Annotated in this window: 15 protein-coding genes; 12 read left to right on the forward strand and 3 right to left on the reverse strand. The window is 42.1% G+C overall.

The window, feature by feature from the left end; genetic code table 11:
- Positions 1–2 precede the first annotated feature (2 nt).
- The 7 genes from rplA to ACNS8M_RS01230 all read left to right on the forward strand — a co-directional run bounded on the left by rplA (position 3) and on the right by ACNS8M_RS01230 (position 11860).
- Positions 3–698 carry a 50S ribosomal protein L1 gene (gene rplA / locus ACNS8M_RS01200; RefSeq protein WP_168461829.1) on the forward strand — a complete coding sequence of 232 codons (696 nt, stop codon included), beginning with the start codon at positions 3–5 and terminating at the stop codon, positions 696–698.
- Between the two features lie 319 nt (positions 699–1017).
- Positions 1018–1524, forward strand: a complete 507-nt coding sequence (rplJ, locus tag ACNS8M_RS01205) for a 50S ribosomal protein L10 (RefSeq protein ID WP_019836123.1) — start codon at positions 1018–1020, stop codon at positions 1522–1524.
- 48 nt (positions 1525–1572) lie between these two features.
- Positions 1573–1944, forward strand: coding sequence for a 50S ribosomal protein L7/L12 (gene rplL, locus ACNS8M_RS01210; RefSeq protein WP_168417622.1), 372 nt, complete (start codon positions 1573–1575; stop codon positions 1942–1944).
- 307 nt (positions 1945–2251) lie between these two features.
- Positions 2252–6340: a DNA-directed RNA polymerase subunit beta gene (gene rpoB, locus ACNS8M_RS01215; protein ID WP_168417621.1), complete on the forward strand. Its 4089-nt coding sequence runs from the start codon at positions 2252–2254 to the stop codon at positions 6338–6340.
- A gap of 137 nt (positions 6341–6477) precedes the next feature.
- On the forward strand, positions 6478–10677 hold the full coding sequence (rpoC, locus tag ACNS8M_RS01220) for a DNA-directed RNA polymerase subunit beta' (protein ID WP_168461828.1): 4200 nt from the start codon (positions 6478–6480) through the stop codon (positions 10675–10677).
- 154 nt (positions 10678–10831) lie between these two features.
- Positions 10832–11392, forward strand: a complete 561-nt coding sequence (locus ACNS8M_RS01225; RefSeq protein ID WP_168541287.1) for a hypothetical protein — start codon at positions 10832–10834, stop codon at positions 11390–11392.
- Between the two features lie 111 nt (positions 11393–11503).
- The gene (locus tag ACNS8M_RS01230) at positions 11504–11860 is read left to right on the forward strand and encodes a DNA transfer protein p32 (RefSeq protein WP_168417618.1); all 357 of its coding nucleotides are present in this window, start codon (positions 11504–11506) and stop codon (positions 11858–11860) included.
- A gap of 101 nt (positions 11861–11961) precedes the next feature.
- On the opposite strand, the gene ACNS8M_RS01235 is transcribed toward ACNS8M_RS01230, so the two are convergent.
- A complete protein-coding gene (locus ACNS8M_RS01235) occupies positions 11962–12813 on the reverse strand; it encodes an alpha/beta hydrolase (protein WP_168541289.1) in 852 nt (283 codons plus the stop codon).
- A 213-nt stretch (positions 12814–13026) separates the two neighbouring features.
- Positions 13027–13512, reverse strand: coding sequence for a DUF4442 domain-containing protein (locus ACNS8M_RS01240; protein WP_168541291.1), 486 nt, complete (start codon positions 13510–13512; stop codon positions 13027–13029).
- 115 nt (positions 13513–13627) lie between these two features.
- On the opposite strand from ACNS8M_RS01240, the gene ACNS8M_RS01245 reads away from it, so the two are divergent.
- From ACNS8M_RS01245 to htpG, 5 genes are all read left to right on the forward strand, one after another.
- Positions 13628–14506 carry an alpha/beta fold hydrolase gene (locus ACNS8M_RS01245; RefSeq protein ID WP_168541293.1) on the forward strand — a complete coding sequence of 293 codons (879 nt, stop codon included), beginning with the start codon at positions 13628–13630 and terminating at the stop codon, positions 14504–14506.
- Positions 14507–14613: 107 nt separating this feature from the next.
- Positions 14614–15990 carry a Na+/H+ antiporter family protein gene (locus ACNS8M_RS01250; RefSeq protein ID WP_168541295.1) on the forward strand — a complete coding sequence of 459 codons (1377 nt, stop codon included), beginning with the start codon at positions 14614–14616 and terminating at the stop codon, positions 15988–15990.
- Positions 15991–16612: 622 nt separating this feature from the next.
- Entirely contained in the window at positions 16613–17215 is a 603-nt protein-coding gene (locus ACNS8M_RS01255) for an OmpW/AlkL family protein (RefSeq protein ID WP_168541297.1), read from the forward strand.
- 167 nt (positions 17216–17382) lie between these two features.
- Positions 17383–17727 (forward strand): lysozyme inhibitor LprI family protein, encoded by a 345-nt coding sequence (locus ACNS8M_RS01260; RefSeq protein WP_168541299.1) that lies wholly within the window; start codon positions 17383–17385, stop codon positions 17725–17727.
- Between the two features lie 94 nt (positions 17728–17821).
- On the forward strand, positions 17822–19738 hold the full coding sequence (gene htpG / locus ACNS8M_RS01265; RefSeq protein ID WP_168541301.1) for a molecular chaperone HtpG: 1917 nt from the start codon (positions 17822–17824) through the stop codon (positions 19736–19738).
- 131 nt (positions 19739–19869) lie between these two features.
- Here htpG and ACNS8M_RS01270 read toward each other — a convergent pair whose 3' ends face one another.
- On the reverse strand, positions 19870–21015 hold the full coding sequence (locus tag ACNS8M_RS01270; RefSeq protein WP_168541303.1) for a hypothetical protein: 1146 nt from the start codon (positions 21013–21015) through the stop codon (positions 19870–19872).
- Positions 21016–21056 lie beyond the last annotated feature (41 nt).

Here is a 21056-nt window from a genome sequence, read left to right on the forward strand (position 1 = left end):
ACATGGCAAAGTTAACTAAGCGTCAAAAAGCTATTGCAGCTGCAGTAGAAGCGAACAAAGTTTACACTTTGGAAGAAGCGGTTGAAGTATTAAACAGCCTTCCTGCTGCAAAATTCAAAGAATCTTTGGATGTTGCTGTAAACCTAGGTGTTGACCCACGTAAATCTGACCAGGTTGTTCGCGGTGCGACGACTCTTCCTGCAGGTACTGGTAAAACTGTACGTGTAGCTGTTTTCGCTCAAGGTGCTGCTGCAGAAGCGGCTAAAGCTGAAGGCGCAGACGTAGTTGGTTTCGATGATCTAGCTGAAAGCATCCAAGCGGGTAATCTTGACTTTGACGTTGTAATTGCTGCTCCAGATGCAATGCGCGTTGTAGGTAAGTTAGGTACGATTCTTGGTCCACGTGGCTTAATGCCAAACCCTAAAGTGGGTACTGTAACTCCTGACGTTGCAACTGCAGTTAAAAATGCAAAAGCAGGTCAAGCACGTTACCGTGTAGACAAAGCGGGTATCATCCACGCTGCGATTGGCCAAGTAGGTTTTACTGCTGAAGCTGTTCGTTCAAACGTTGAAACTTTAGTTGCTGACTTGAAAAAGTTAAAGCCTGCAACTTCTAAAGGTGTTTACATCAAAAAGATCACTTTAAGCTCAACTATGGGCCCTGGTCTTACTATTGATGTACAAAACGTTTCTAACTAAGTCTGACTTAGCAAGAATTTTAAAGTCCTGAAAAGTCTCCTTCTTCCTCTGGGAGAAGGTTGGGATGAGGGTTAAACCTCTCCCTAGCCTCTCCTAGCAGGAGAGGGGATATTCAGGCGGACTTTGAATTGGTAAATGAGAATTTATCAGCGTCAAAGACCTCAGGCGAAAGTGGTTTTATGCTGCTTTCTTAATATCCCAGCCTGGGTAGACGCGGTGGTGTGATTTATTCATCCTCCGCGTGTAAATTCAGTTTTGAATTTACGAATTGGGAGTGTACTTCGTGTAAGTACATAAATCACCGTTAGGAGGTTTTACAATGGCTCTTCTTATCGAAGACAAAAAACAGATCGTAGCAGAAGTAAACGAAGTTGCTTCTAAAGCGTTCTCAGCTGTTGTTGCTGACTATCAGGGTTTAAGCGTTGAGCAATTAACGGCTCTACGTGTTGAAGCGCGTAAATTAGGCGTTACTACACGTGTTGTACGTAATACTTTGGCAAAACGCGCTCTTCAAGATACGCAATTCACGATCTTGAACGACAACCTTGTTGGCCCAACAATTTTAGCTTTCTCGACTTCTGAAGACGACATGGGTGCAGCTGCACGCTTGTTCGAAGAATTCGCTAAAACAAACAAAGCATTTGAACTTAAAGCTGCTGCATTTGACGGCAAACTTTACCAAGGTGCTGAAGTTAGCGTAATTGCGAATCTTCCGAACCAAGAAAAAGCGCTTACTATGCTTGCAAACGTTCTTCAAGCTCCTATTTCGAAATTGGGTCGCCTTATTACTGCGCTCAAAGAGAAAAACGAGTCAGAAGCTGCATAAGCTGAAATTTATTTCCACACCATTCAATTTCCATTTGGAGTTATTCTCATGGCTTTAACTAACGAAGAAATCTTAAACGCAGTTGCTGAAAAAACTGTTCTTGAACTTGTTGAACTTATCTCTGCTTTTGAAGAGAAATTCAATGTATCAGCTGCTGCTGTAGCTGTTGCTGCTGCTCCTGGCGCTGCTGCTGGTGCTGCAGAAGAGCAATCAGAATTCAACGTTGAGTTGACTTCTTTCGGTGCGAACAAAGTTGCTGTAATTAAAGCAGTTCGTGAAGCTACTGGCCTTGGTCTTAAAGAAGCTAAAGACATCGTTGAAGGCGCTCCTTCAGTGATCAAAGAAGCTGTTTCTAAAGAAGAAGGTGAAGAGCTTAAGAAGAAACTTGAAGAAGCTGGTGCTACAGTTACACTTAAGTAATCTTAAGGGGAGTCGATTTTTTTACAATCGGCTCCAAAAAATGGCTGATGGCTCTTGGGTCATCAGCCTTTTTGCGTTACAATTATCGGCTCGATTTTTGTTTGAATGATGGAAAAACCATCAAAAAGAATATAAATCAATATAATCAAACGCTTACCAATATTTTTCCACATTTGAAAATATTGTTAAGCGTTTTAATACCACTAAAAATTGCAGCATTTGTAAAGAGTGGTGGCCATATCGGCCTGCGTAATTCCTTCTAAACCCGTTCTGCAGGCGGGTTTAGTTTACTTTCCGAGGACTCCAGATGGCATACTCATATACCGAAAAGAAACGGATCCGTAAGAATTTTGGTAAATTGCCCCAAGTGATGGATGCACCGTACTTGCTTTCGATTCAAGTCGACTCGTACCGTACATTTCTACAAGATGGCAAAACTCCAAAAAGCCGCGAAGATATCGGTCTCCAAGCCGCATTTCGTTCAGTTTTTCCTATAGAAAGTTATTCTGGCAATGCTGCTTTAGAATTTGTTGAGTATAGTCTTGGTAAGCCTGAGTTTGACGTGCGTGAGTGTATTCTTCGCGGCTCAACTTATGCGGCACCAATGCGCGTAAAAATTCGTTTGATCATTAAAGATCGCGAAACAAAATCAATCAAAGATGTGCGTGAACAAGAAGTCTATATGGGCGAAATGCCTTTAATGACGGATAACGGTACTTTCGTAATTAACGGTACCGAGCGTGTGATCGTATCTCAATTACACCGTTCACCAGGTGTGTTCTTTGACCACGATAAAGGTAAAACCCACTCGAGCGGTAAAGTGTTGTATTCAGCACGTATCATTCCTTACCGTGGCTCATGGTTAGACTTTGAATTCGATGCCAAAGACTTGGTGTATGTACGTATTGACCGTCGTCGTAAATTATTAGCGACTGTGGTATTGCGTGCATTAGGTTATAGCAACGAACAAATCCTAGACTTGTTCTTTGAGAAAGTACCTGTCTACTTAGACATGGGTAGCTACCAGATTGACCTTGTACCAGAACGCTTACGTGGCGAAATGGCGCAATTCGACATCACTGATGCTGACGGTAAAGTGATTGTTGAACAAGGTAAACGTATTAATGCGCGTCACGTACGTCAAATGGAAGCTGCTGGCCTAGAAAAACTTTCAGTTCCAGATGAATACTTGTACGAACGCATCACGGCAGAAGACATTGCTTTACGTGATGGCGAAGTGATTGCTGCAAACACGCTGTTAAGCCATGAAGTCATGGTTAAAATTGCTGAAGGCGGCGTAAAACAGTTCAATATTCTGTTCACCAATGACATCGACCGTGGTTCTTTCATTGCCGATACTTTACGTGCAGATACTACAACGGGTCGTGAAGATGCGCTTGTAGAAATCTACAAAGTGATGCGTCCAGGTGAGCCACCAACGAAAGAAGCAGCTGAAAATCTGTTCAATAACTTGTTCTTCTCTTCTGAGCGTTATGATTTATCGCCAGTTGGTCGTATGAAGTTTAACCGTCGTTTGGGTCGTCCTTACGAAGTGGGTACAGATCAGAAGTCGCGTGAAGTTGAAGGTATTTTGTCAAATGAAGACATTACCGACGTACTGAAAACCTTAATTGAAATCCGTAACGGTAAAGGTGAAGTCGACGACATCGACCACTTAGGTAACCGTCGCGTGCGTTCAGTAGGTGAGATGACAGAAAACCAATTCCGTGTTGGTTTAGTGCGTGTAGAACGTGCTGTTAAAGAGCGTTTGTCTCAAGCTGAAACAGACAACTTGTCTCCGCAAGATTTAATCAACGCGAAGCCAGTGGCTGCTGCAATCAAAGAATTCTTTGGTTCAAGCCAATTGTCTCAGTTCATGGACCAAAACAACCCATTGTCTGAAATCACCCATAAGCGTCGTGTATCCGCGCTTGGTCCAGGTGGTTTGACACGTGAACGTGCAGGCTTTGAGGTGCGTGACGTACACCAAACTCACTATGGTCGTGTATGTCCAATTGAAACGCCTGAAGGTCCAAATATTGGTTTGATTAACTCACTTTCTGTGTATGCCAAAGCCAACAATTTTGGTTTCTTGGAAACACCATACCGTAAAGTCGTTGAAGGCCGTGTGACTGAAGAAGTTGAATACTTATCTGCAATTGAAGAAGTCGGCACAATTATTGCGCAAGCGGATTCAAGCGTAGACCAAGATGGCAACTTAACAGAAGAATTCGTATCTGTACGTCACCAAGGTGATTTCGTGCGTATGCCACCAGAGCGTGTAACGCACATGGACGTATCTGCACAACAGGTTGTTTCTGTTGCAGCATCACTGATTCCATTCCTTGAGCACGATGACGCCAACCGTGCCTTGATGGGTTCGAACATGCAACGTCAAGCGGTTCCAACTTTAATTGCCGACAAGCCACTTGTTGGTACAGGTATGGAAGCCAACGTAGCGCATGACTCAGGTGTATGTGTGATCGCGAAACGTGGTGGTCGTATTGAATATGTTGATGCGTCACGTGTGGTGATTCGTGTTAACGAAGAAGAAATGATCGCAGGTGAAGCAGGTGTGGATATCTACAACCTGATCAAATACACACGTTCGAACCAGAACACTTGTATTAACCAAAAAGTTTTGGTGAAGATGGGTGATAAGGTTGGTCGTGGTGATGTATTGGCTGACGGCCCATCGACTGATGGCGGTGAGCTTGCGCTTGGTCAGAACATGCGCGTTGCGTTCATGACTTGGAATGGTTACAACTACGAAGACTCGATCTTGCTTTCTGAGCGTGTACTTCAAGAAGACCGTCTAACGTCGATTCACATTCAAGAATTGTCATGTGTTGCACGTGATACCAAATTGGGTGCTGAAGAAATCACAGCTGATATTCCAAACGTAGGCGAAGCTGCACTGTCTAAATTAGACGAGTCAGGTATTGTTTATATTGGTGCTGAAGTGACTGCGGGCGATATCCTTGTAGGTAAAGTAACACCTAAAGGTGAAACGCAATTAACACCTGAAGAAAAATTGCTTCGTGCAATCTTTGGTGAAAAAGCGGCTGACGTTAAAGATTCATCGCTTCGCGTGCCATCAGGTACTAAAGGTACAGTGATTGACGTTCAAGTGTTTACCCGCGATGGTCTTGAAAAAGACGAACGTGCGCAAGCAATTGAAAAAGCACAGTTAGATGCATATCGCAAAGACTTGAAAGAAGAATACAAAATCTTTGAAGAAGCTGCACGTGAACGTATCATCCGTTTATTGAAAGGCCAAGAGTCTAACGGTGGCGGTACAACCAAACGTGGCGACAAGCTTTCTGAAGATATGTTGTCAGGCTTGGCTTTAGTGGATTTACTTGAAATTCAACCAAGTGATGAAGCGATTGCTGAACGCTTAACGCAAATTCAAACCTTCTTGAAAGAGAAGAGCTTTGAAATTGATGAGAAATTTGCTGAGAAGAAACGTAAACTTTCTACAGGCGATGAGCTCACTACAGGCGTGTTGAAAGTTGTTAAGGTGTACTTGGCTGTTAAACGTCGCATCCAACCGGGTGATAAGATGGCGGGTCGTCACGGTAACAAAGGTGTTGTATCTAACATCTTGCCAGTAGAAGACATGCCGCACGATGCTAACGGTGTACCTGTTGACATCGTATTGAACCCACTAGGTGTACCATCTCGTATGAACGTGGGTCAGATTCTTGAAACACACTTGGGTATGGCAGCCAAAGGTTTGGGTGAGCAAATTGACAAGATGCTCAAACAACAACGTGAGATTGCTGAACTACGTGCGTTCCTAGACAAGATTTATAACAAAGTGGGTGGCGAGCAAGAAGATCTTGACAGCTTAACTGATGATGAAATCTTGGTATTGGCTGGTAACTTGCGTGCAGGTGTTCCATTGGCTACTCCAGTATTTGATGGTGCTGAAGAAGGTCAAATCAAAGAATTGCTTGAACTTGCTGAATTACCACGTTCTGGTCAGACCGTATTGTATGATGGACGTACAGGCGAGAAATTCGACCGTCCTGTGACTGTAGGTTATATGTACATGCTCAAACTTAACCACTTGGTGGATGACAAGATGCACGCACGTTCTACAGGTTCTTACTCACTTGTAACGCAACAGCCGTTAGGTGGTAAGGCACAATTCGGTGGTCAGCGTTTCGGTGAGATGGAAGTCTGGGCACTTGAAGCATACGGTGCTGCTTATACGCTGCAAGAAATGCTCACTGTGAAGTCGGATGACGTTGAAGGTCGTACCCGCATCTATAAGAACATTGTAGATGGCAACCATTATATGGATCCGGGCATGCCTGAATCATTTAACGTATTGACCAAAGAGATCCGTTCTTTAGGTATCAACATTGAACTGAAAAATGGTGACTAAGTAACCATTGCATCCCCCTTGCGAAGCCAAGCTTCTCACCGTTTTAAATGGGCAAGGGTGGATGATTCAGTTAAAAAACAATATTTGTGACCCAGTTGGGCTGTGAAAACCAAGCGCCCAGCACACGGAGAAAAAAATTGAAAGACTTGCTCGATATCATGCGCAAAAAGACGGATTCAGACGGTCATGCTCCAGTAGAGTTTGATCGCATCCGTATTGGTCTTGCGTCACCAGAAATGATTAAGTCATGGTCTCACGGTGAAGTTAAAAAGCCAGAAACCATTAACTATCGTACGTTCAAACCAGAACGTGATGGTTTATTCTGTGCCAAAATTTTTGGTCCAGTAAAAGATTACGAATGCTTGTGTGGTAAATACAAGCGTATGAAATACAAAGGCGTCATTTGTGAAAAATGTGGCGTAGAAGTAACGACTGCAAAAGTTCGCCGTGAGCGTATGGGTCACATCGAACTAGCTTCTCCAGTTGCACACATTTGGTTCTTAAAATCACTTCCGAGCCGTATTGGTCTATTGTTAGACATGACTTTACGTGATATCGAACGTGTATTGTATTTTGAATCTTATGTGGTGACTGACCCAGGTATGACACCATTTGAGAAATACCAACTTCTCAATGACGAAGAATACTTCAATGCTTTAGAAGAGCATGGTGATGAATTCACAGCGAAAATGGGTGCTGAAGCGGTTCAAGATTTGTTGAAAGACATCGATCTTGAAGCTGAAATTGCGCGTTTACGTGAAGAAATTCCACAAACAACTTCAGAAACTAAGCTGAAAAAAGCATCTAAGCGTTTGAAGTTGATGGAAGCGTTCAAAGAGTCGAACAACAAGCCAGAATGGATGGTGATGAATGTACTGCCTGTACTTCCACCAGACCTTCGTCCGCTTGTACCACTTGAAGGTGGTCGTTTCGCGACTTCTGACTTGAACGACCTTTACCGTCGTGTGATTAACCGTAACAACCGTTTGAAGCGTCTTCTTGACCTTGCAGCGCCAGACATCATCGTACGTAACGAAAAACGTATGCTACAAGAGTCAGTAGATGCGTTGCTAGATAACGGTCGTCGTGGTCGTGCAATTACTGGTTCTAATAAGCGCCCGCTTAAATCTTTGGCAGATATGATCAAAGGTAAGCAAGGTCGTTTCCGTCAGAACTTACTTGGTAAGCGTGTTGACTACTCTGGTCGTTCGGTAATTACTGTAGGTCCAAACCTACGTCTGCACCAATGTGGTCTTCCGAAGAAAATGGCACTTGAGCTATTCAAGCCGTTCATCTTTGCCAAACTACAAGCTTCAGGTCAAGCAACTACCATTAAAGCTGCGAAGAAAATGGTTGAGCGTGAAACGCCAGAAGTTTGGGACGTTCTTGCATCTGTGATTCGTCAACACCCAGTGATGTTGAACCGTGCGCCAACGCTTCACCGTTTAGGCCTTCAAGCATTTGAACCGATCCTGATTGAAGGTAAAGCGATCCGTCTTCACCCGCTTGTCTGTGCTGCGTTTAACGCCGACTTTGACGGTGACCAAATGGCGGTACACGTACCATTAACACTTGAAGCGCAGTTAGAAGCGCGTGCGTTAATGATGTCGACCAACAACATCTTGTCTCCTGCGAACGGTGAGCCAATCATCGTACCTTCTCAGGACGTGGTCTTGGGTCTTTACTACATCACACGTGATGCTGTAAATGCCAAAGGTGAAGGCATGGTGTTTGCGGATACGCACGAAGTAAACCGTGCGCTTGCAACAGGTCAGGTAGATTTACACGCTCGCGTAAAAGCTCGTGTACACCAAACTGTAATCAATGAAAATGGCGAGCGTGAGCAACAAACGATTGTTGTCGACACTACACCAGGTCGTTGCTTACTTTGGGAAGTTGTGCCTGAAGGTTTAAGCTTTGAGCAAATTAACCTTGAGATGAACAAAAAGAATATCTCGAAGTTAATCAACTCTTGCTACCGTAAATTGGGTCTAAAAGATACAGTTATCTTCGCCGACCAATTGATGTACTTGGGCTTCCGTCAAGCGACACGTTCAGGTGTGTCTGTGGGTATGGAAGACATGGTTATTCCGCCACAAAAACAAGCAATTATTGAAAAGGCAGAAACTGAAGTTCGTGAAATTGAACAACAGTTCGAGCAAGGTTTCGTAACTGCAGGTGAGCGTTATAACAAAGTGGTCGATATTTGGGCGCGTACCAACGACCAAGTTGCTAAAGCGATGATGGACAACTTGTCATTCACTACTGTGAAAAACAAACAGGGTGAAGACGAGAAGCAAAAATCATTCAACTCGATCTACATGATGTCGGATTCTGGTGCGCGTGGTAGTGCGGCACAGATTCGTCAGTTGGCGGGTATGCGTGGTTTGATGGCGAAACCAGATGGTTCGATCATTGAAACCCCAATTAAAGCGAACTTCCGTGAAGGTTTGACGGTACTTCAGTACTTCATTTCAACACACGGTGCGCGTAAAGGTTTGGCCGATACCGCATTGAAAACAGCGAACTCAGGTTACTTGACACGTCGTTTGGTAGACGTTGCACAAGACTTGGTGATCACTGAGCCAGATTGTGGTACCTATGGTGGTTTAGTGATGACTCCATTCATTCAGGGTGGTGATGTCATTGAAAACCTAGGTACACGTGTATTGGGTCGTGTGACTGCTGAAGACGTGAAGAAAGCGGGTTCAGACGAAGTTATTCTGCCACGTAATACACTCATTGACGAAAAACTTGCAAACTTCCTTGAAGAGCAAGGTGTCGATGAAGTGAAAGTGCGTTCAGTCGTGTCATGTGAATCGACCTTTGGTGTATGTGCGAAGTGTTATGGTCGTGACCTAGCACGTGGTCACTTGGTAAACCCAGGTGAATCTGTAGGTGTTATGGCTGCTCAATCGATTGGTGAGCCAGGTACTCAGTTAACCATGCGTACATTCCACGTGGGTGGTGCAGCAAGCCGAACTTCTGCAGCGAACAGCGTACAAGTGCGTAATAAAGGTTCAGTACGTTTCCACAACGTGAAAACTGTACAACACGCTAAAGGCCACTTGGTATCTGTATCTCGTTCAGGTGAAATTGGTATTGCCGATGAGCTTGGTCGTGAGCGCGAACGCTATAAACTGCCATACGGTGCCTCAATCTTGCTAAAAGATGGCGAAGCTGTAGAAGCAGGCGGTATCGTTGCGACTTGGGATCCGCACACACATCCACTTGTAACTGAAGTTGCGGGTAAAATCCGTTTCAGCCAGATTGCTGATGGCGTGACTGCAACCTCGAAAACAGATGATGCGACTGGTATGACCACAGTTGAAATCTTGCCAGTGACTTCACGTCCTGCGTCAGGTAAAGACTTACGTCCTGCAGTCGTATTAGACACTGTAGATGGTGGTGAACAATTCTACTTCTTGCCACAAAATACCATTCTTTCTGTGCGTGATGGCGAAAGCATTGGTGTGGGTGACGTCATTGGTCGTGTTCCACAAGAATCTTCACGTACTCGTGATATTACCGGTGGTTTACCACGTGTTGCTGACTTGTTTGAAGCACGTAAACCTAAAGAGCATGCGATTCTTGCAGAAGTGTCTGGTATCGTGAGCTTTGGTAAAGAAACCAAAGGTAAGAACCGTTTGGTAATTACACCGGATGATGGCTCTGAGATTTACGAAGAGTTGATTCCAAAATGGCGTAGCATCAACGTGTTTGAAGGTGAGCATGTGAACCGTGGTGAAACCATTTCTGATGGTCCACAAAATCCACATGACATCTTGCGCTTGAAAGGTGAAGTCGCGTTAACGAATTACATCGTGAATGAAGTTCAAGACGTTTACCGTTTACAAGGTGTAAAAATCAACGATAAGCACATTGAAGTGATCGTACGTCAAATGTTGCGTAAAGTCGAAATCACCGATGGTGGCGATACTAGCTTCATTAAAGGCGAACAAGTGGATTACATCCGCGTGGTACAAGAAAACCAAGCAGTATTGGCACAAAACAAGTTCCCTGCGAAGTTTGAACGTCAATTGATGGGTATTACCAAAGCATCGCTTTCAACTGACTCGTTCATTTCTGCTGCATCGTTCCAGGAAACAACACGTGTGTTAACTGAAGCAGCTGTAACAGGTAAAGAAGATGACTTACGTGGCTTGAAAGAGAACGTGGTTGTAGGTCGTTTGATTCCTGCAGGTACTGGTTTGGCGTATCACTTGGAACGTCGTCGTCAGGAAGCTGAAGCTGCAGAAATTGCGTTGGTTAATGACTTCTCTGATGTAGACCAAGCATTAAGCCAAGCATTTAGCGATGAATTCAACGATTTGTAATTCAAACTGAATACATGAATCTAAAAGACGCCTCTCGGGGCGTCTTTTTTTATGTGTCACTTTAAACTCAGATTTTGCTTTAATAAAACTAGAATATTTCTTATAGTGGAATCAGAACAATTTAAAAATATGATGAAAAACTAGGGGATAACACATGAAATTTACAGGTATTGTATTGGGTGTATCGGCAATGTTGATCAGCTTGCCAATTCTTGCGGCACCAATGCCGCATAGTATTGTGGTGAAAGATAAAGCGATTGTGCCTGTATTGAAAACTGAAGTGACTCGTAAAGTTGCAGGTGAGCCACCTGTACGTCATGTGGAATCGACAATTTTTGAAGTCAGTAATCAGGGTAAAGATATTGTAGCCAAAGAAGTGGTATTTGATGATGATCAAAGCCAGTTTTCAGAGAAACAGTTGGGTTTACCTGTGATTCAAAAGGGCGGTGTGATTGTTCCTACTTCAAAAATTGAGCTGAATAAAACCCTAAAACAAGATGGACAGATTCTTTCAGAAGTCAAAAGTATTGATGCGGAAGGTGTGGAATATAAGCAAGGACAAGCACCTATTCACCGTACTTTGAAGTTGGATCAGGTAAAAACACCTGAAACCAAAGAAACGATTTCTCATGCAGTTTTTACTGAAGATGGACAAACCACAAGAGATGTCATGCTTTTGGAAGAAGATGGTGCTGAATCATCTATTCAGCCTTAAGTCTTTTACAGAAATACCTTCATCTTACTGTGCTTGGTAACAGTTTTTTCAAAGTTGTTACCGCAATATGCACTAAGCTGAGAGCGAATAGACCGAGGGGGAGTAATCACCATGAAAAAAGTATTGAGTGTATTGGCAATTGCCACAGTATCGACCATGTTTATGGCAGGTTGTGAAAGCATGAGTTCTAATGACCAGCGTATTGGCGCTGCAGCATTAGGTGGTGCCGTTGGTGGCGCAGCGGGTAACAGCGTAGGTGGTAGTGTTGGTGCAGCAGCAGGCGCAGGTGCAGGTGCGGCAGTTGGAAGTAAAACCCAAGATGGTTCTAACCGTAACGCAACCTATAGTGGAATTGGCGGTGCGATTGGTTCAATTTTAGGTAAAGAAGTGATAGGTGGTAACGCAGGCGCTGCAATCGGTGGTGCTGTTGGTGGTGGTGCTGGTGCAGCGATCGAGCAAAAGCGTTAATCTGAATACGAACAGCCAAACCATCCTATTGAAGTACTTATATTTCAGTACATACAACGCAGAATCTCATGATTCTGCGTTTTTTTATGTGAGCTGAAAAATTAATGCGTTTGGATAAATTGATTGACTGCTTGAGTATAGGGATTATTTTGCCCCAATGATTTGTTGATTTCAGCATGTGAAAGTCGGACAGGCAATAATTGGGTTTGAGTCCCGAATTTTTGTGCTTGTTGAATAAATTGCCGAGCTTGAGTACAGGGTTGGTCTGCGCGGATGGTTGAACACACAGCGAGAAATGCTGGTAGAGCTTGGTGCAGCTGAGCTATCGGAGAAAGGGCTTTCCAGTTGGAGGGCTGATCACCAAAGGCTTGATCATAAAAATGAGCATGACGTGTTTGCATCATCTTTTCAATATCATAAGCCGCGCTATCTAAAGCAACTGTAGCACGCCAAGGTTTAGGCTGAGGGGCCAGCCAATGGGGACGAACGGTTAATAGACTGACCAGATGTGCGCCCGCAGAATGTCCCATAAGTACCAAGCGTTTTGAGTCAGCATTCCAATGCGGTGCCTGATTTTGGATATAAATAAGCGCTTGAGCTATATCCTGAGTTTGCTGCTGTACGGTCACATCCGGAATTAATCTATAGTTGATAGACACAAAAATCCAGTTTTGTTTGTTCCAGTAACTCAGCTTATTTTTGACCACAGCAGCATGATTTTTATCACCTATTTTCCAAGCACCCCCATGGACCATCATCATGAGCGGTGCAGGTGTTTGATCTGTGAGTACTTTGGCGGGGAAATAGACATCCATCACTTGTTGAGGATGAGGTCCATAAGCCACATTTTTCAAAGTCTGCACTTTGGTAAATGTATTAGGCTCTAAAGCATGGATAGATGTCGATGAATAAAAACAAAGTAGGGAAAAGATTGGCACAAGAATTTTTTTCATTTTAATGATCCTTGAATTTTAAATACCATCAATGTTTATAATTTTTATGATCCACTGATGTATTAACAGCAATACTTTAACTGATCCATACCTGCTAAAAAAAGAGTCGCAAAGTTTGTCGGTGACATCGATTTTTTGTCTTTGGATTAAAATGATATTTCAATACATACAACGCAGAATCTCATGATTCTGCGTTTTTATGTGAGCTAAAAATTATGTTGCTACGGCTTTGGGCTTTTTACGTCGGATATATACCGTCTTATGTACTTCGGCAATGCGTACGCCAGATTCATCCAAAATATTCAAGCTATATTGGCGTGTGATCGGTGCATAATTTTCGGTCAGTTGCTTAACTTCATTAATTTCTTCTGCGCTGAGGCGAATATCTGCATATACCGTGCTACGACCAGGGGCAAGAAATTGAATGCTCGCAGCTTTATCCCAAACTATATATTTGGAACCTAGGTGATGCATCAGAATGAGCATATAGAAAGGATCGACCATAGAATATAGGCTGCCACCAAAATGCACCCCAACAATATTTTGGTTTTTTCGGGTCAGCGGCATTTTGACCCGCACATGATATTCAGCTAAATCAATCTGATCAATTTCGATACCCGCACCGCGATAGGGCGCATAACGATTTAAAAAATATTTAGAAATAAGTGGAATACTTTGTAGTTTTTTAAGCAGATTCATGTGATTTTAACTATAACTTTCAAGTCTGGATGCCTTATATTAGTCTAAAATTTAGGCATCAATATGGCATGTTTTGTTATGCTGAGTGCAACAAAGGTCAATAAAAAGGATATTTATGCAAGCGCAAGCACAATGGATTGAAACTTCAGATAAACAAAAACTGTATGTCAAAACTTGGGGTGAGCCTCACTTACCTGCGCTGATCTTGGTGCATGGCTATCCTGATCATCAAGAAGTCTGGGAGCGGGTCATTGCGCTGTTGGTACAGGATTTTTATATTGTGAGTTACGATGTACGTGGAGCGGGGCAGTCTTTGGCACCACGTTCTATGCGTGCTTATAGCTTGCCGCAATTGGCTACAGATTTAATGTATGTGGCCAATGCCGTGTTGGGGCAGCGTGCTGCATTTCATTTGGCCGCACATGACTGGGGTTCAATTCAGTCTTGGGAAGCTGTGACCAGCTCAGAATTTAAAGGGCGGATTTTATCTTACAGTAGTATTTCGGGCCCATGTTTAGATCATGCAGCATTCTGGATGCGTAAGCAATTTGCACAGCACAAACTCAAATTTCTGAAACAAATCCGCAAGTCTTGGTATATTGCCGCATTTCAATTGCCAATGGTTGCACCTATGCTGTGGCATTTTTTTAAACCTGAGCAATGGCGCAACGTGGTCATGCGTTTAGAACGTCATACAGATATTGCTATGAATCCACATGTTGCACAGGATGGTCGCCACGGGGTTCAGTTGTATCGCGCCAATTTTATTCCACGCTTACTCAAGCCACGACCGCGTTATGCAGTTTGTCCTGTACAGGCAATTGTATTGAAGTACGACCAATTTGTGAGTCCTGAATTGGCCGATGAAATGTCACATTGGGTTGAGCATTTTCAACGGGTGGAATTGGTTGCTAATCATTGGGCAATTCTTAGTCAGCCACAAGCTGTTGCTACAGCCATCCGTGACTTTGCTTATAAGCATGAAAATCAGTGATTTTTGCCTGATCATACTTAGATTCATTTGTCGGAGTTGAATGTTTGGTCAACTCCATCATTCATAATCTCTGATAAAATAGCTTCTTTTTTAAATTTTCATCTCTTATGTTCGCAATTATTGCTGCCATCACAATCATGTTTGGATTGTCGCTGGCTCGTGTGCCTGTGGTTTTTGCCTTGGTGATTGGTGCCGTTTCTGGTGGTTTACTGGCTGGTTTGGGCTTACAAGGAACTTTAGATTCCTTTAACAATGGCTTAGGTGGTGGTGCGAAAATCGCGCTGGCTTACGGTATTTTGGGTGCATTTGCATTGGCTTTGGCACGTTCAGGTTTGCCTGATTTATTGGCCTATAAACTTATTCGTACTTTAACTGGCAGTCAAAACAGCAAAGTTCAGAATCGGGTCAAATATCTGATTTACTTTACTGTGGCTTTGGCAGCAGTGTTCTCGCAAAACCTGATTCCTGTGCATATTGCATTTATTCCTGTGTTGATTCCACCGCTGTTGAGTGTATTCAATCACTTGAATTTAGATCGTCGTGCTGTGGCATGTTTGCTCACATTTGGTTTGGTGGCAACCTATATGTTCGTACCAGTAGGTTTTGGTGCCATCTTCCTGAACGATATTTTGGCGCATAACATCAATACTTTTGGTGCACCTTATGGCTTTGCCATTCAGAATCAAGATATTCCTGCCGCAATGTTTATTCCTGTATTTGGGATGTTCATTGGGCTATTGATCGCGTTGTTTGTGAGCTATCGCAAGCCAAGACACTATCAAGATGTGCAGGTAGAACGTACCCAAAGTATTTCCAGTGAATTAAATTCAAATACAAATGAGCAAGGTACTGAAAAACCTCAGATTGCTAAATTTACCTTGTGGATGGCTGTATTTGCGATTATTGCAACGCTAGTCGTACAACTCTATTCGGATTCCATGATTTTGGCGGGCTTAGTGGGTGTTGCCATTTTAAGCTGTGCAGGAATTTTTAAATGGAAAGAAGCCGATGATGTCATTATTACGGGTATGCGTATGATGGCATTGATTGGTTTTATTATGATTGCGGCACAAGGCTTTGCCGCGGTGATTGAAGCCACCAATCAGGTACCCGCTTTGGTAGAAGCCTCTGTAGAATGGATTGGTAATAGCAAGGCTTTAGCAGCCTTTTTAATGTTGCTGATTGGTTTGCTCATTACGCTGGGCATTGGTTCATCGTTTTCGACGGTACCAATTTTAGCGATTATTTATGTACCATTGTGTTTACAGTTTGGCTTTAGCCCTGCGGCAACCATTGCCATTATTGGTACAGCCGCGGCGTTAGGTGATGCAGGTTCACCAGCCTCAGATTCAACTTTAGGCCCAACTTCAGGATTAAATATGGATGGTCAGCATGACCACATGAAAGACAGCGTCGTGCCGACCTTTATTCATTTTAATATTCCATTGATGATTTTTGGTTGGATTGCGGCCATGGTGCTGTAGTAAGCGCAGCATCTAGTTATTTTCTTTAAGTCTATCTAATTGAATCACATACAAGATTGTTCATGCTTTACGAAGCATGGCAATCTTGATCAAAATCAAAGCCACAATAAAAATTATAAATTCAAAAAAAAGAGATCATCTAACCAAATCTTTTTAGCAATCTACGTTGTTAGGCCTCATGCAATACAATTAAAAATAGATCCAATTACTGTATTACCCAATCATTATTGCAGATGATTTCTATTCTCTTTATTTACATTTACAAAATTTAAGCTGATGGAATTTTATTCTACGAATGTATTGCAATAAAGCTGAGTAAATTAATCAAATTAAAATAAATCTATGTGAATTTTAAAATAATTAAAAGGTGTATTTTAAATGAATCTTTATTAATATTTTGAATTAAAATAGAGTATTCTACTCGGAATATAATACTAAATAGTTGATAAATAAGCTTGGTTTTAAATACCAATCATTTTAGTCTAATTTAAATAAATTTATATAATAATGAATGAGTTGTAAAATAATTTAAAATATATGTTTAATATGTGTTGCATATTAATAGCAGTCATGTTTAATATTAATTAAGCGTTAAGATTTTTATTCTAAAGGTGGTTTTAAAATGTTAAAGCAAGTTGCTCTAATTGCATTAATGGGTATGTCTGCTTCTGCAATGGCAGGTCAATGGCAAGTTAAAGTTGGTGGTTCGGTTTTAGCGCCAACTCAAGATACAACAGTGGCTTTTGGCGTTGTTGCTGAAGCAGATCATGAATATGCATTTACACCATCTGTAGAATATTTCTTTAATGACAATATCTCTGCAGAGCTTCTATTGGCTACACCAATCAGCCATGATGTGTTGGTAAATGGTGATAAAGCTGCAAAAATTAAGCATTTACCGCCAACTTTAACAGCTAAATATCACTTTAAAAATTCAACCCGTTTTACCCCATACATTGGTGTGGGTGGTACAGCATTTGTTGCTTGGGATGAAAAAGGTGTTGCTAAAGACGTAAAAGAAGACTTTGGCTTTGCAGGTCAAATTGGTTTTAACTTCCAACCAGCTGATGCGAAAAACTGGGGTGTCTTCTTTGATGCACGTTATGCACAATTGAGCCCTGAAGTTACGTTAGCTGATGATACAGCTGAAAAATTGCGTGTTCAGAAGTTTGATTTAGACATCGACCCAATGGTATATACCATCGGTTATAGCTACAAATTCTAATAATTGCTAGCCCTTTATAATAATAAAAATCAGCGCAACCCCATCTTTATGATGGGGTTTTTTATTGCAAAAAATAACAAATGTGCAAAATGAAAAGATTGAGCGTATAGGCAATGTTCATTTAAATTTTGAAGAATAAAGTAGAGTATGAAAAATAAGGAAATATCATGTTTATAAAATATAGTTGGATTTTTTGTGCCTGTTTCATGCTCAGTTCATTTAGTCATGCAGCCAGTTTTTCTTGTGAAAAAGCCAAAACACAAACCGAACATGCCATTTGTGAGCACCGCGCTGTCAATGATGCCGATGTGAAAATGGCCACCACCTATCGTATAGTCAGTCGTTTAGTTGCGATGGGTACACGCTCACAAATTCGTGATGAGCAATTTCGTTGGTTAGAATTACGTGATCGTTGCGGCAGTTCACTATCGTGTTTAACTCAGGTGTATGATCTACGTCAGCAAAAATTGGATGAGCATCTGAATCGTCTCTATCAACGCGCACCTTTTTAAATTTTTCTAGATTTAGGCTTGAAAAATCAGGACATCACTCCAATTCATTAACACATCCAACAATAACCATGTTTATGAATTTAAGGAGTGATGAATGAGCGAGCATAGCCAAAAACATAGTTTCCAAGCCGAAGTGGCTCAATTATTACATTTGGTGACCCATTCTCTTTATTCCAACCCTGAAATCTTCTTGCGTGAACTTATTTCTAACGCATCAGATGCCTGTGACAAATTACGTTTTGAGGGCATCAATCATCCTGAATATTATGAAAATGATCCTGATTTACGTGTACGTATTCGTCTAGATCAAGAAAACAAAACCCTAACCATTTCAGATAACGGCATTGGTCTAAGCCAACAGGAAGCGATTGATCATTTAGGCACGATTGCAAAATCGGGCACCAAAGACTTTATGTCTAAATTAACGGGCGATCAAAAAGCCGATGCACAATTGATTGGTCAATTTGGTGTGGGTTTCTATTCAGGTTTTATCGTGGCCGATAAAATTACCGTAGAATCGCGCCGTGCAGGCCTTGCTGCAGATGAGGCAGTGCGTTGGAGCAGTGCCGGTACAGGTGAATTTGATGTTGAGCAAATTCATAAGGCAGAGCGTGGTACTGACATCATTTTGCATTTGCGTGATGATGCATTGGATTATTTAGAAAGCTATAAAGTAAAGCAGATTGTGAATAAATATTCTGATCATATTAGCTTGCCAATTCAAATGCAGAAAGAAATCTGGCAGCAAGAAGAAGTTGCTGAGGGAGAAGCACCCAAAGCTGGACAATATGTTAAAACGGATGAATGGGAAGCGATTAACTCGGCCAGTGCCTTATGGACACGTAATAAAAGCGAGATCAGCGAAGAACAGTATATTGAGTTTTATAAAAACTTAAGCCACGATTTTGATGCACCTTTGGCATGGGCCCACAACCGTGTGGAAGGCAGTACGGAATATACCCAGTTGTTGTATGTGCCAAGTAAAGCACCACACAATATTTTTACCCGTGAAGCCAAAGCGGGCATTAAATTATATGTAAAACGTGTCTTTATTATGGATGAGGCAGATAACCTGATTCCAAATTATCTACGCTTTGTGCAAGGTGTGGTTGATAGTGCAGATTTGCCGTTAAATGTCAGTCGTGAACTACTTCAAGAAAGCCGTGATGTGAAAACCATCCGTGAAGGCAATACCCGCCGTGTTCTGAACATGTTGGATAATTTAGCTAAGTCAGAAGATGAAAAAGACCAAGAAAAATTCAAGCAATTCTATCAAGAGTTTGGTTCAGTCTTAAAAGAAGGCTTGGGTGAAGACTTTGGTAATCGTGAGCGTATCCTGAAATTATTGCGTTATGCGACCTCGAATAATGATGAAATGAGTACATCATTGGCGGATTATAAAGCGCGAATGAAAGAAGGCCAAAAAGCAATTTATTATGTAACGGCTGATAGTCTGAATGCTGCTAAACACTCACCGCAACTTGAGTTATTTAAGAAAAAAGGCATTGAAGTGTTGTTAATGGCAGAACGTGTAGATGAATGGGCGATGAATTTTGTCCAAGAGTTTGACGGTACGCCATTGCAAAACGTATCTAAAGGGGCGGTCGATTTAGGTGACCTGCAAGATGCCGAAGAGAAAAAGGCTTTAGATGCGGCAGCGGAACAATTTAAACCAGTGATTGAACAATTGTCTGCATCTTTAAGCGCTAAAACCAAAGAAGTACGTGTAACTACACGTTTGGTAGATTCACCTGCATGTTTGGTAACAGGTGAGGGCGAACTCTCGCCACAATTGATTCGTATGTTGAAAGATGCAGGTCAGCCTGTACCTGAGAGCAAACCAATTTTGGAAATCAATCCTGAGCATCCATTGGTGCAAAAGTTGCAGGCTTCAAATCAGTTTGATGATTTGGCACATGTGATTTTTGATCAGGCTGTGATTGCTGAAGGTGGTTTACCTGAAGACCCTGCTGAATACGTGAAACGCATTAACAGTTTATTATTAAAATAAGTTGTTAAAACGCTGTTTTAAACTTGATTCACTGTGTGGTATGCAGTGAATCAGTGGAAAAGACCAAGCCCTGATGACATCAGGGCTTGGTCTTTTTATGGGAGGCTGTAATATTTTAAGTCATAGATCGTTTAGAAAATTGCCTCTAAACGAACTAAAGCCCCTAAATAATGATTACGATCTTCGCGATCATCATTCAAATAATTGACATCGCCCTGAATAAAGAACCATTCACGTAAAAAAGGTTGGCGCCAAGAAACAAACGGCCCCCAACTGTTTAAACGTAAGTCATCATCATGGTAATAACCCCCCGTATAAACGCCGTAGTTAAAGCGGTTGCCTGCAAAGAATTGGTGTTGTCTAAAGGTGTAGTTATCCCAGCGTAAATCATCCTCTTGTGCATCGGCATAAGTCAGGCTGAATTGATTGGATAAAAAGGCATGATCAGGACGCGCATGGATAAGTTCTAAGTTGGTTCTGAGATAGTTTTCGCTGTCGATACCATAACGATAAATTTGTTCGGCATGGAACGAGAAATCATTTTCCAGCGTCCAATCTTTAGAGGCTTTTAAACGCACATAAATATCATCGCCTGAACGCACCCCTAAATCGGCATCAGTCTCGAAAGGCAGATGTTCGGCAAAGTTAGACCAACGTAAGGCTAAAGAGCTGTTATCTTCACGGCTACGTTTACCATCTACTGTTTTGTCTTCAGCATTGGCAGGGTTTTCATTGGTTATGGCGACGTTATTTTGCAATTCGTTATCGAGAGAGTCATCACCAAAAACCACACTGAGTTTCTTTTCAAGCGTGGGTAAATCGATTTTACCTCGAATACGTGGTTTAACCTCATAATCATTATATTTATCCCAACGGCTATCCACTAAAACACGTAACGTAGCAGATGCTGGTTCTTCAGGACTTGGCTCGCCAAACCAGTTGTCAAGTTTATGTGCTGTTTTATCTGCCCAAAGACGAATCTTTTTTTGGCGTTGATCAAACCATGTTAAATGCTCAGTATCAGCTGTGCTGGGTACAATCGGGTCATTGGACTGTTCAGGTAAAATGGTAGGTGTTGCATCCACCCAACGTGGAATAGTGTAATAAAAACTGTTTTTTTCTGCCGAACTTGGTGGAACCACAGGCAGTTCATAAGGTGGTGTTGGTGTAACTGTATCTACAGTGATTTGGTTAGATTCTTGGGCAAATGTAATGCCAGTAACCCCACTCAAGAGACAGCTTAATATAAAGGGTGAAGTATGCTTTATTCTTGACATTATTTACTGATCTTTAAGCTATTTTCGTTAGTGTTGAAAAT

Source organism: Acinetobacter sp. A2 (assembly GCF_048537555.1).
In the GTDB taxonomy this organism is placed as follows: Bacteria; Pseudomonadota; Gammaproteobacteria; order Pseudomonadales; family Moraxellaceae; genus Acinetobacter.